At 63.0% G+C, this 9,645-nt stretch carries 13 protein-coding genes; 3 read left to right on the forward strand and 10 right to left on the reverse strand.

The window, feature by feature from the left end; all coding sequences use genetic code 11:
- The first annotated feature begins 56 nt into the window (after window positions 1–56).
- Window positions 57–197, forward strand: coding sequence for a DUF1127 domain-containing protein (locus NKH67_RS01270; protein ID WP_023678493.1), 141 nt, complete (start codon window positions 57–59; stop codon window positions 195–197).
- Here the strand turns inward: NKH67_RS01270 and NKH67_RS01275 are convergent.
- Window positions 194–559 (reverse strand): hypothetical protein, encoded by a 366-nt coding sequence (locus NKH67_RS01275; RefSeq protein ID WP_352452477.1) that lies wholly within the window; start codon window positions 557–559, stop codon window positions 194–196. The genes NKH67_RS01270 and NKH67_RS01275 overlap by 4 nt on opposite strands.
- Between NKH67_RS01275 and NKH67_RS01280 the strand changes: the two genes are divergently transcribed.
- Entirely contained in the window at window positions 552–1,247 is a 696-nt protein-coding gene (locus NKH67_RS01280) for a DUF1013 domain-containing protein (protein WP_023678492.1), read from the forward strand. The two genes, NKH67_RS01275 and NKH67_RS01280, sit on opposite strands and share 8 nt — an antisense overlap.
- A gap of 58 nt (window positions 1,248–1,305) precedes the next feature.
- Here NKH67_RS01280 and NKH67_RS01285 read toward each other — a convergent pair whose 3' ends face one another.
- The 3 genes from NKH67_RS01285 to NKH67_RS01295 form a co-directional block, all read right to left on the reverse strand.
- Window positions 1,306–2,025, reverse strand: coding sequence for a helix-turn-helix transcriptional regulator (locus NKH67_RS01285; protein WP_023678491.1), 720 nt, complete (start codon window positions 2,023–2,025; stop codon window positions 1,306–1,308).
- A gap of 18 nt (window positions 2,026–2,043) precedes the next feature.
- Window positions 2,044–2,451 (reverse strand): hypothetical protein, encoded by a 408-nt coding sequence (locus tag NKH67_RS01290; RefSeq protein WP_352747633.1) that lies wholly within the window; start codon window positions 2,449–2,451, stop codon window positions 2,044–2,046.
- Window positions 2,452–2,592: 141 nt separating this feature from the next.
- Window positions 2,593–2,760 (reverse strand): hypothetical protein, encoded by a 168-nt coding sequence (locus NKH67_RS01295; RefSeq protein ID WP_023678489.1) that lies wholly within the window; start codon window positions 2,758–2,760, stop codon window positions 2,593–2,595.
- 202 nt (window positions 2,761–2,962) lie between these two features.
- Between NKH67_RS01295 and NKH67_RS01300 the strand changes: the two genes are divergently transcribed.
- Entirely contained in the window at window positions 2,963–3,124 is a 162-nt protein-coding gene (locus NKH67_RS01300; protein WP_352540257.1) for a hypothetical protein, read from the forward strand.
- A 117-nt stretch (window positions 3,125–3,241) separates the two neighbouring features.
- Here NKH67_RS01300 and NKH67_RS01305 read toward each other — a convergent pair whose 3' ends face one another.
- From NKH67_RS01305 to ispG, 6 genes are all read right to left on the reverse strand, one after another.
- On the reverse strand, window positions 3,242–3,973 hold the full coding sequence (locus tag NKH67_RS01305; protein ID WP_352767667.1) for an SGNH/GDSL hydrolase family protein: 732 nt from the start codon (window positions 3,971–3,973) through the stop codon (window positions 3,242–3,244).
- A gap of 82 nt (window positions 3,974–4,055) precedes the next feature.
- Entirely contained in the window at window positions 4,056–4,796 is a 741-nt protein-coding gene (locus tag NKH67_RS01310) for a DUF899 domain-containing protein (RefSeq protein WP_352540259.1), read from the reverse strand.
- Between the two features lie 148 nt (window positions 4,797–4,944).
- Complete coding sequence (locus NKH67_RS01315) at window positions 4,945–5,970, reverse strand: class I fructose-bisphosphate aldolase (RefSeq protein ID WP_353030162.1); 1,026 nt, start codon at window positions 5,968–5,970, stop codon at window positions 4,945–4,947.
- A gap of 140 nt (window positions 5,971–6,110) precedes the next feature.
- Window positions 6,111–7,307: a phosphoglycerate kinase gene (locus tag NKH67_RS01320; RefSeq protein WP_352540261.1), complete on the reverse strand. Its 1,197-nt coding sequence runs from the start codon at window positions 7,305–7,307 to the stop codon at window positions 6,111–6,113.
- A gap of 162 nt (window positions 7,308–7,469) precedes the next feature.
- Window positions 7,470–8,324, reverse strand: coding sequence for a transglycosylase SLT domain-containing protein (locus tag NKH67_RS01325; protein WP_353030164.1), 855 nt, complete (start codon window positions 8,322–8,324; stop codon window positions 7,470–7,472).
- A 4-nt stretch (window positions 8,325–8,328) separates the two neighbouring features.
- Window positions 8,329–9,582: a flavodoxin-dependent (E)-4-hydroxy-3-methylbut-2-enyl-diphosphate synthase gene (gene ispG, locus NKH67_RS01330; protein WP_353030166.1), complete on the reverse strand. Its 1,254-nt coding sequence runs from the start codon at window positions 9,580–9,582 to the stop codon at window positions 8,329–8,331.
- Window positions 9,583–9,645 lie beyond the last annotated feature (63 nt).

A 9,645-nucleotide genomic window follows, 5' to 3' on the forward strand; every position in this document is an offset into this window, starting at 1 on the left:
TCAATTTTTCATCGCCGATGCCTATTTACGCGGCATCAAAACGATGGAGGACTATCATGAACCCGATCCGCGCTTTCCGTAACTGGCGCATGTACAACGAAACCGTGCGCGAACTGAACCGGCTGAATGCTCGTCAGCTCAACGACCTCGGCATCAACCGCGGCGACATCGAGAGAATCGCCCGCAAAGGGCTTTAATCTCGAGCACGATCCCGCTCGAAGACCGGGCGCTGCTTTTCGGCAACGCCGAGCCGCGGTTCGGGATCAAGCTTTAGAAGCCAGAGCCGCAGCAGACGGATTTCCGTCGCCGGTTCCGAGCCCGCCCGACCTTGGTCTGGCGGGCTTTGTCTTTTTGAAGCTTTCGACTGCATGGCGTCATCTGCCGACCCTTCGCGGTCTGCTGGTCGCGCTGCCGTGCCGTCCTTGACGCGCGCCTGCCAAAAACATTGCGAAACGGCGAGCGAGCGGTTATATAGACCGCGATTTTCCCATTTTGGTGGCTCTAAACCACCGCCCGCGCGGGAACGCGGGCGAACGAGAAGGATTTTTGTAATGGCCAATACGCTGCTGATGCCAAAGGCGACCGCCGTCTGGCTGGTTGACAACACAGCGCTTTCCTTCGAGCAGATCGCGCAGTTCTGCGGACTGCATCCGCTTGAGGTCAAGGCGATCGCCGACGGCGAGTCGGCGCAAGGCATCAAGGGCATGGACCCGATCATGACCGGCCAGCTCACTCGCGACGAGATCGCGCGCGCCGAGAAGGACGCGAACCACCGGCTGAAGCTCTCGGATCCCAAGGTGCGGGTGCCGGAATCCAAACGCAAGGGTCCGCGCTACACGCCGCTGTCGAAGCGCCAGGACCGGCCCAACGCCATCCTCTGGCTGGTGCGCAACCATCCCGAGCTCAAGGATGCGCAGATTGCCCGCCTTGTCGGCACAACGAAGTCGACGATCGACCAGATCCGCGACAGAAAGCACTGGAACTCCGCCAATCTCCAGCCGATGGATCCGGTGACGCTCGGCCTGACGTCGCAGATCGACCTCGATATGGAAATCAACCGCGCCTCGCGCGGCCGCGAGCAGGCGCAGCCGGTCGGCGATACGCTGCTGCCGGCCGCCTTGACCGAACGGCTGGTGCCGGCGCCCGAAAAGCCGAAGGACGAGGACCGCGAACTTGACGCCAACGCCGTCTTCGCCAAGCTTTCAGCGCTGAAGTCGAAGGACAAGGACGCCGACGAAGAGGAATAGGTCTGGCATCCAAAACAAAAAGCCCGCCTTCAAGCGGGCTTTTTTGTGATCTTCCGTGTCAGCTTCGCGCCGCCCGGTCCGGCGCCATGCCGTAATCCTCGCTGCGCTCCACCGCGCGATAGAAATCGGCGAGCTGCTTGCCGCGCTCCGGCTTGAAGGTGCGGCCGGCGATGACCACCGAGGCGATGCGGTCGATGCGGAAGGCGCGGAAATCGCCGCGCATCTCACACCAGGCGACCAAGGTCCACACCTTGCCCCAGAACCACAGGCCGAGCGGGCGGATGTCGCGCGCGGTGCTGCGGCCGGCCTCATCCGAATAGTCGATGGTCAGCACCTGACGTTTCTCGATGGACCGCTCGATCAGGTCGATGGCTTCGCGGGCGGCATCGCTTACCACCCACATCGGCGTGTGGATCTCGGTACGGGCGATGCGGTCCTTTTCGGCGTCGGGCAACACGGCGCCTATCTTGACCAGCGCCTCGTCGGCGGCTCGCGCCATGGCCGCGCCACCAAAGGCGCGCACCATGCGGGCGCCGGCGACCAGCGCGACGATCTCGTCACGCGTGAACATCAGCGGCGGAAGGTCGAAACCCTCCCTCATCATGTAGCCGACACCGGCCTCGCCGTCGATCGGCACGCCGGTCGACTGCAGGTCTGCGATGTCGCGATAGATCGTCCGCTCGGAAACCTCGAGCCACGTGCCCAGCTTCTGGGCGGTGACCAGACGACCACCACGCAGATGCTGCACGATTTGGAAGAGCCTGTCGGCGCGGCGCATCGTATGGTCCCTCGGCGTCTATCGTTCCAGCCCTTCGCGCTTGCGCTGCGCGGCGACGAAGGCCGCGCCGAAGGACAGTTTCTTCGTTGTCGGCGTGCTTGCGTCGACCACCCGCCAGAACGGCGCAACATCGCCCAGCGCCATACCACGCTCAAGATCCTCGTTGGCGGCCTCGGCGACGGTGCGCAGATGATAGCCGATGGTGACCGGACATGTCATCTCGGCACCATGCTCGATGGCGAGAGCGGTGCGCAAAGCGCGGATATTCATGTCCATGCCTTCGGGGATAGAGCGGATGAATGCGTGGACCTGGCGAGCTGTAGGAACCAGCATCGGCTGGCCTTCGACGACGTCGCCGATGGTGCGTGGCGACGGTGTTATGCCGTTGATGCCAGGCGTGTTCAGCCTGTCGTTCCAGCTTTTCATCGATCGTCCTCTCGGCCATCCGGCTCCGGCGGCCATTGCACTATGGCACGAGCCTCCTGACACCATACTGTCAGGAGGCTTCAGCATGCCCATTTCAGCTCGTCGCCAGGTCGCATCCAAACGCCACGCGGAAAGCTTGCCTCAATTGCCGCCATTGCGGCGGTCGCCATACATGTCCGGCCAACCAATATCCTTGCGGATGTCCGCCGGCAGGGTGTTCATGAATCGCTGGGTGCGGATCTCATTGCGGATCGTCCGGATCTTGCCGACATAGTGCTGCACGCTACGCAGAATGGTAATACCGTTCATGGCTGGTCTCCTCTCTTTCGATGCAGGCACTATCGCACACCCCTGCTGACAGCAGTCTGTCAGGAGGGTGCGGCTCTCATGACCGGCGTTCCGATTTATCCATCGAAGTGACAAGGCAGTGCTGAAAAGAGGCTTGCCGCAGTGGAAGCCGGCGATCCCGGAGCCGCTTTGACAGCCAGCCGCGATGCTGATCAAAGGCTGCATGTCGAAACTTCTCGCGCTCGTCATCATCTTCATGATGGTCATCCAGCTCATCAAGCCGCTTGGCTGGCCCGGGCTGAAGCGGCGCAGCGATTTCTGGAAGCTGGCGCTGCTGGCGATGGCGGCGATTTCGATTACGGCGGTGCTCGGGCACTGGACGTAATGCATGTCGCGCAAAAGTGTGCAGCGGTTTTGCGACAACGACATGCATAAAAACAAGAACCTGAAGCGCGTCGGATGAGGCCAATCGAATGCGACGCGCTTTAGTGCGGGCGGCCCGCTACGCGACGCCCGGTTCGTTGGCGAGCACCAGGCTGACCAGATGTTCCGCCCAGGCTCGGTAGCCGGCTTCCGAAGCGTGAAATCCATCCGATGCGAAGCCGGCATCGGCATCCGTGATCGGCAGCCGGGGCGCCGGTATGGCGCCGCGTTCGAGGCAAAGGCGCTCGCCCATCCGGTTCACCTCGACGGCGCGGATTTCGAGGATCTTGCCGAGCAATGGCGGCATTGCCGGAGCCCGGGTGAACTCCAGCACCGGCGACCACACCACGCGCGCTTCCGGCCATTTGGCGCGCAGCGCGTAGAGCAGGCCGCCAAACTCGCGCTTGAAGCGCGGTACCGAATGAAAATTCTTGGTGTCGTTGGTACCGACGGCCAGCACGATATGCGTCCACGGATCGGCCGATAGATTGGGCAGCACATGATCGCGGATCTGGCCAGAGGTTGCCGAGTTGAAGCCGGCCGCCCGCCAGCGCACGGTGCGGCCGGTGCGTTGCGCAATCAGAACTGCCAGTTGCGCGGCCAATCCGTTTTCGGAATTGCCGATGCCGACCGAGGCGGCGGAGGAATCGCCAAGCACCAGAACCGAGATTGCTGGCGCCAGGCCAGATATCTCGTGCATGACCGGACCTTGTGCCGGCAGCATGCGGGCGGTGCGGCGACGCACGCCAAGTCCTTGCCAGACATAAACCGGAAAGGCGAGCCAGGTGAGAAGGGTCGGAAAGCGCCGCATGGCAAGTCCCTTTTAGGGCATAGCGAACAGCACTTAGCGCATGTCGGGCCGAAGGCGAAAGACCTTGGGTGACCGCCCGTCGTCAATGGCAGCAGCTGTCCTGCATCTCGGGCGTATCCGCATATTCGTCGTGCAGCCGCACCCAGTCCACCAGGCTATGGTGGGGACCGGTTTCGTTGCGACCCTTCGGCGTCAGGTCGAGATAGTGATAGGCGCCGATCAGCGGATCGCCGCCTCTGGAGCGCGAGATAAAAGTCAGGAAGATGTCGCCTTTCTCGTCGCGATAGAACACGCTGGTGCCGGGAAGATCCTTCGATTGCCGCGCGCGCCGCTCGAAATTGTAGGTCGTGTCGCCGGCCGCGATCTGCTTGTCGGTGAATGACACCTGCATGTCGAAGTTGAAGTCCGAAGCGTACGACGACACCCAGTCGAATTTCCAGCCCATGCGCTGCTTGTAGGGCAGAAGCTCGGCCAGCGGCGCCCGCGCAACCACCACGAGCGAGACGTCGTGGTGCCTGAGATGCTGGTTGGCACCGTCAATGTGGTCGGCAAGGAACGAGCAGCCCTCGCAACGATAGTCGGCACCGGGGCCGAACATGAAATGGTAGATGATCAGCTGGCTGTTGCCGCCAAACAGGTCAGGCAGTTTCTTTGGCCCCTGCTCGGTCTCGAAGACGTAGTCCTTGCGGATCTTCAGCCACGGCAGTTCGCGGCGTTCGGCGGCGACACGATCGCGAAAGCGCGTCAATTCCTTTTCGCGCGCCAGATGCGCCTTGTGCGCCTGAAACCAGTCTTTCTGCGATACGGTCTTGTTGTTTGGCATAGGTCTGCTCCTCTTTTCACGGAGGACGATCGGCAGCGAGGAATGCCGACACAGAGCTGCATTTCAGTTGCAGGAAATTGCAGACCTTGCTGCTTTCAAACAAACCCGGGCACATGGCCCGGGTCGGAGGAACGCAACCTGAATTCCGTCAGGCGGCTTGCTCAAGGGTCGGCTGCCATTGTCCAAGCGCTGCCAGATGGTTCATGTGGGCGCGATGGGCGAAGGCAGCCTGTGCGGCGGCGACATTCGCCGCCTTGCCGCCCCACGCCTTCTGCGGAGCGGCCTGCAAGGCGCGGCCGTAGGAAAAGGTCAGCTTCCACGGATGCGGGCCAATGGCATTGATGGCGTTGAGGTTGGCGGTCGCCTCCTCGTCAGATTGTCCGCCCGAAAGGAAGGCAATGCCTCCAATAGCGGCCGGCACCGTCTCGCGGAACAGTTTTATTGTCTTCTCGGCGACTTCGTCGGGGCTGCTGACCTTGCCTGATTTCTTGCCGGCCAGCACCATGTTCGGCTTCAGGATGGTGCCTTCGAGCACGACGCGAGCCGCATAGAGCTCGGTGTACAACTTTGTCAGTGTCGCCTTGCTGATCTCGTAGCAGGTGTCGATGTCGTGGGCGCCGTCCATCAGCACCTCCGGCTCGACGATCGGCACGATGCCGGCCTCCTGGCAAAGCGCGGCGTAACGGGCGAGCGCATGGGCGTTCGAGCCGATCGAGGTGGCGGAAGGCACGCCCTTGGCAACATCGATGTCGATCACCGCGCGCCATTTGGCAAAGCGGGCGCCGAGCTTGTAATAGTCGGCAAGGCGTTCGCGCAGGCCGTCCAGGCCTTCGGTGACGGTGTCGCCGGGAAAGCCGGCCAGCGGCTTGGCGCCGGCATCGACCTTGATACCGGGGAGAGCGCCTGATGCCTTGATGATGTCGACCAGCGGTGTGCCGTCGGCGGCCTTCTGGTGAATGGTCTCGTCGTAGAGGATGACGCCGGAAATGTACTTGGTCATTGCATCGCTGGCGCGGAACATCATCTCGCGATAGTCGCGGCGACTGTCGGCGGTCGACTCGACACCGATGATGTCGAAGCGCTTCTTGATGGTGCCGGAGCTCTCGTCGGCAGCCAGCAGGCCTTTGCCATTGGCCACCATCGCGGCAGCAATGTCCTCGAGACGTTCGCTCATCGTGCTTCTCCTGAAAGAATTGATCCGTGCCCAGCAGACCACCAGAGCAACGCAGGTTCAAGTCGAACAATTTCGCCTGGTAGGCGCGAATCGATTGAAAGTCGCGGGCGCCCTCTTTCGCGCTGTTATTGCTGCCGCGCTCAGCGCTTCAAGATGTCGACGCCGGGCAAGGGCTTGCCTTCCATCCACTCCAGGAAAGCGCCGCCAGCCGTCGAGACATAGGTGAAGTCGTCGGCTACGCCGGCATGGTTGAGCGCCGCCACCGTATCGCCGCCGCCGGCGACCGAGATCAGTCTGCCGGCCCTGGTGCGCGCTGCCGCGTGCCTGGCCGTCGCCACCGTTGCGTGGTCGAATGGCTCGATCTCGAAGGCGCCGAGCGGCCCGTTCCAGACCAGCGTCGCGGCGCGGTCGATCCATTCGGCAATGGTTTTCACGGTCTTTGCGCCGACGTCGAGGATCATGCCGTCGGCCGGCACGTCTGCTATGGCGACGGTCTCGCTGGCGGCGCCGGCCTTGAACTCCCTGGCGACAACGCCGTCGGCGGGCAGGATGATGGCGCAGCCGGCCTCGGCCGCCTCGATCATGATCTGCTTGGCGGTGGTCGCGAGATCACGCTCGCACAAGGATTTCCCGACATCGGTGCCGCGTGCCGCGAGAAACGTGTTGGCCATGCCGCCCCCGATGACCAGCGCGTCGACCTTCTTCACCAGGTTCATCAACAGGTCGATCTTGGTCGAGACCTTGGCGCCGCCGACGATGGCGACAACCGGACGGACAGGATTTCCAAGACCCTTTTCCAACGCGTCGAGCTCGGCCTGCATGGTGCGGCCGGCGAAGGAAGGCTGCACATGCGCCAACCCTTCCGTCGACGAGTGGGCGCGGTGCGCAGCGGAGAAGGCGTCGTTGACGAAAATGTCGCCGTTGGCGGCGAGCTTTTCGGTGAAGGCCGGATCGTTCTGCTCCTCGCCCTTATGGAAGCGGGTGTTCTCGAGCAGCAGCACGTCGCCATTATTCATGGCAGCAATGGCATTTCCCGCCTTGTCGCCGATGCAGTCGGCGGCAAAGCCAACCGGGCGGCCGAGCACTTCCGCCGTCGCCTTGGCGATCGGCTCGAGCGAGAATTCCGCCGCCGGTCCATCCTTGGGCCGGCCGAAATGGGCAAGCAGGATGACCTTGGCGCCCTTGCCGGAGAGCTCGGCAATGGTCGGCGCAATGCGCTCGATGCGGGTGGCGTCGGTGACCTTGCCCTCGGCGACGGGAACGTTGAGGTCGACACGCACCAGCACACGCTTGCCGCTGATATTGCCGATGTCGTCCAGTGTCTTGAAGCCGGCCATGCTGATCCCTTTCGCGAAAAATCGCGGGGACCTTACCCCGCATCGACGACGATGCAAGACCTGCCTAACGGTTCACCGAAAATATGATTCACGTATCGAGGACGAAGTGCCCACGGGGAGCGAGATGGGCAGCAATGGCGCAAAACGCTCCGACATATGGCTTTACCGGTTGCGTACCACGATGCAGGCGCCGCCGACGCTTTGCAGCTTGTCGCAGATCGTGTCGGCCTTGGCTCTGCTATCGGCGCCGATCCGCACGGCATAGATGCCGCGCCTGCCGATCGGTGTGCGGACCCGGCTGACCACCGGATCGTGGCCGGCAAGCAGTGCCGGGAACCGGCTTTTCACTCTCAGCCACTGGTTGAGCGCCGCGGCGCGGCGGAAATTGCCGGCCACCTGCACGCCCCACGGCTTGATGTTGATCGACGACATCGGCACGGTTCTGGACATGATCACCGGCAGCTCGCGGCAAGCGGCAGCGAAACTCGCCTTCTTGTCGAGCGGCCGGATGACGCCGGCATACGCGGCATCGGTGAACTTGTCGGCCGGCTCGCCCATGACGTCCAGGACGTAGCTTTCGGTCTCCAACGGGAGGAATCCGCCGGAATTCAGCCAGCGCGTCACCCGGCTCTCGCCGGCATTGTAGGCTGCGGCGGCGAGGCCCAGATTGCCGAAACCGGATTTCATTTCGGCGAGGTATTTTGCCGAGGCCGGGATCGCCTGTTCGATGTCGAAGGAATTGGCGAGCCCGCGCATCTTGGCGGTACCCGGCATGAATTGGGCGATACCCTCAGCGCCGACGGGGCTGACCGCATTGGGATCGAAACGGCTTTCCTTCCAGATCAGCCGGGCAAAGAAATCCCGGGGCAGGCCGTTCTGGTCGGCATGCGTCTCGATAAGATCGCAAACTCGATCGATCAGCTTCTGCTTGGCGGGCCGCGGCGGATCGGCCTGGACGGCTGTCGCCCAGATCAGCCCGCAAATGACAACCAGCGTCGCCCCAAGCAAACGCCGCATCGAACTACTCCGCCGCGGCTTTGCCGTGTTGCCCAAACCGCCGTTCGATGTAGTCGGAAACCATTTTCTCGAAATCCGCGGCGATCGATGGGCCGCGCAGCGTCGCCACCTTCTTGCCGTCGACGAACACCGGGGCGGTCGGCGTCTCACCGGTGCCGGGCAGCGAAATGCCGATATCGGCATGTTTGGATTCGCCCGGACCGTTGACGATGCAACCCATCACCGCGACCTTGAGGTTCTCGACGCCGGGATATTGTTCGCGCCACACCGGCATGTTCTTGCGCAGGTCGGCCTGGATGTTCTGGGCAAGCTCCTGGAATACGGTCGAGGTCGTGCGGCCGCAGCCAGGGCAGGCGGCGACGATCGGCACAAACTGCCGGAAGCCCATGGTTTGCAGCAGTTCCTGCGACACCTGCACCTCGCGCGTGCGGTCGCCGTTCGGCTCCGGCGTCAGCGAGATGCGGATGGTGTCGCCAATGCCTTGCTGGAGCAGGATGCCCATGGCCGCGGACGAGGCGACGATGCCTTTCGAGCCCATGCCGGCCTCTGTCAGGCCGAGGTGCAGCGCATGGTCGGATCGGGTGGCAAGCTCGGTGTAGACGGCGATCAGATCCTGCACGCCGCTGACCTTGGCCGACAGGATGATTTTCTCGCGCGCAAGGCCGATCTCTTCGGCCATTCCGGCCGACAGGATCGCCGATTGCACGATTGCCTCGCGCGTCACTTCCTGCGCCGTCAGCGGAAAGCCCTGGGCTTGGTTGTCGTCCATCAGCCGGGTCAGCAGCTCCTGGTCAAGCGAACCCCAATTGACGCCGATGCGCACCGGTTTGTCGTATTTGATCGCCATCTCGACGATCGCCGCGAACTGCCGGTCTTTCTTGTCCTTGAACCCGACATTGCCGGGATTGATACGGTATTTGGCCAGTGCCTCGGCACAGGCCGGGTGGTCGGCCAGGAGCTTGTGGCCGATATAGTGGAAATCGCCGACCAGCGGCACGTCGATGCCGAGCCGTTCCAGCCGCTCGCGGATGGCCGGTACGGCCGCAGCGCTTTCGTCGCGATCGACGGTTATGCGCACGATCTCGGAGCCGGCACGATGCAGCGCCGCCACTTGCGCGACCGTCTGGTCGACATCGGCCGTATCGGTGTTGGTCATTGACTGGACGACGACCGGCGCACCGCCGCCGACCATCACGCCGCCGACATCGACACCGACCGACCTGCGGCGTGGGAAGGGTGAGGAAAAATATCCGGTCATGCCGGCTGCCTTTAATCTTGAAGGTCCGGGCATGAGGTGGAGGAGCAAAGATGGCTTGTCAAT

This window comes from Mesorhizobium sp. M0968 (assembly GCF_040319065.1).
In the GTDB taxonomy this organism is placed as follows: Bacteria; Pseudomonadota; Alphaproteobacteria; order Rhizobiales; family Rhizobiaceae; genus Mesorhizobium.

What these genes read in the sequence shown, in the direction of transcription:
- NKH67_RS01325 (WP_353030164.1), bottom strand. Translation starts at nt 8,324, where the DNA reads ATGCGGCGTTTGCTTGGGGCGACGCTGGTTGTCATTTGCGGGCTGATC.
- NKH67_RS01310 (WP_352540259.1), bottom strand. Translation starts at nt 4,796, where the DNA reads ATGCCAAACAACAAGACCGTATCGCAGAAAGACTGGTTTCAGGCGCAC.
- NKH67_RS01285 (WP_023678491.1), bottom strand. Translation starts at nt 2,025, where the DNA reads ATGCGCCGCGCCGACAGGCTCTTCCAAATCGTGCAGCATCTGCGTGGT.
- NKH67_RS01295 (WP_023678489.1), bottom strand. Translation starts at nt 2,760, where the DNA reads ATGAACGGTATTACCATTCTGCGTAGCGTGCAGCACTATGTCGGCAAG.
- ispG (WP_353030166.1), bottom strand. Translation starts at nt 9,582, where the DNA reads ATGACCGGATATTTTTCCTCACCCTTCCCACGCCGCAGGTCGGTCGGT.
- NKH67_RS01290 (WP_352747633.1), bottom strand. Translation starts at nt 2,451, where the DNA reads ATGAAAAGCTGGAACGACAGGCTGAACACGCCTGGCATCAACGGCATA.
- NKH67_RS01315 (WP_353030162.1), bottom strand. Translation starts at nt 5,970, where the DNA reads ATGAGCGAACGTCTCGAGGACATTGCTGCCGCGATGGTGGCCAATGGC.
- NKH67_RS01320 (WP_352540261.1), bottom strand. Translation starts at nt 7,307, where the DNA reads ATGGCCGGCTTCAAGACACTGGACGACATCGGCAATATCAGCGGCAAG.
- NKH67_RS01280 (WP_023678492.1), top strand. Translation starts at nt 552, where the DNA reads ATGGCCAATACGCTGCTGATGCCAAAGGCGACCGCCGTCTGGCTGGTT.
- NKH67_RS01300 (WP_352540257.1), top strand. Translation starts at nt 2,963, where the DNA reads ATGTCGAAACTTCTCGCGCTCGTCATCATCTTCATGATGGTCATCCAG.
- NKH67_RS01270 (WP_023678493.1), top strand. Translation starts at nt 57, where the DNA reads ATGAACCCGATCCGCGCTTTCCGTAACTGGCGCATGTACAACGAAACC.
- NKH67_RS01305 (WP_352767667.1), bottom strand. Translation starts at nt 3,973, where the DNA reads ATGCGGCGCTTTCCGACCCTTCTCACCTGGCTCGCCTTTCCGGTTTAT.